Here is a 581-nt window from a genome sequence, read left to right on the forward strand (position 1 = left end):
TTTCCGCCGGGCGGGCCCGCATCGCCTCGACGAAGCCGAACCATGCCGCGCGCTCGACCACCGCGAGGCGGGCACGCAAGCGGATCTCGGCGACGCGGGCCGGGGAAATTTCCTCGGATTGGTTTTCCGCCATGATCGCCTCTATCGCTCCTTCCGCTGCTCACAGCGGGTCTTCACATAGGTGTTGGCATCGGCATGCCCCGCATTGGCGGCGAGCACCGGCCCCTGCATCAGGCATTCCTGAAGCGTGTGGGCCGGGCCGACAATGACGTCGAGGGCGGTTTCCCGGGAGCAATCGGGCATCTGCACGCTGGAGGCGCAGACCAGGGCGACGACGAGGATGGTGTTCATAGGCTCGGCCCCTCTCGCGCCAGGACCATCCCTTGGCCGGCCTCGGAAAGGTAAACCGCCTCCGTCGCCGCGCGGAGCCGGAAAACGACTCCGCGCCGATGCGTCACAGCAGCCCCGTCAGCTCGACGCCCCGGTCGAGATCGGCCGGGGAGGGAAGGCGCCCCTCGCCGAGCAGGTGGAGGAAGGCGGTGAACTCGGCGTTGCGGCCGATGCTGCAGGCCGCCACCGCG

General features: G+C 69.2%; 1 protein-coding gene. It reads right to left on the reverse strand.

The window, feature by feature from the left end:
• Positions 1–141: 141 nt before the first annotated feature.
• Positions 142–351: a hypothetical protein gene (locus MZTS_RS24495; RefSeq protein ID WP_009865586.1), complete on the reverse strand. Its 210-nt coding sequence runs from the start codon at positions 349–351 to the stop codon at positions 142–144.
• Positions 352–581 lie beyond the last annotated feature (230 nt).

Source organism: Methylorubrum zatmanii, assembly GCF_014845115.1.
Classification (GTDB): Bacteria; Pseudomonadota; Alphaproteobacteria; order Rhizobiales; family Beijerinckiaceae; genus Methylobacterium; species Methylobacterium zatmanii.